This window comes from Singulisphaera rosea, assembly GCF_054877945.1.
This window is the reverse complement of the sequence record NZ_JBTYIP020000163.1, coordinates 1-255: the sequence shown is the minus strand read 5'-3', so window position 1 is coordinate 255 and position 255 is coordinate 1. Positions and strand designations below refer to the sequence as shown.

General features: G+C 66.7%; 1 pseudogene. It reads left to right on the top strand.

Annotated features, from left to right (window positions below):
• Positions 1-255, top strand: a pseudogene (locus ACYOEI_RS41345) (hypothetical protein); the annotation flags it as partial.

Genomic DNA, 255 nt, shown 5'->3' with positions numbered 1-255 from the left:
ACTCTCCAAGGGCGTCGTCAGCGTCTCCCTCGTCGTCGCCAACTTCAAGCCCGGCCTGCACTCCATCACCGTCGTCTACGCAGGCGACGCCAACCTCAAGACCAGCACCTCCCCCGTCCTCAACGTCTTCGTCAAGGGGCCCAGCTCCGTCGCCCTCGCCGCCTCGACGCCCTCTCCCGTCGTCGGACAGGCACTGACCTTCACCGCCACCGTCTCCGGCACCGGATCGCCCACAGGTGTCGTCACCTTCATGGA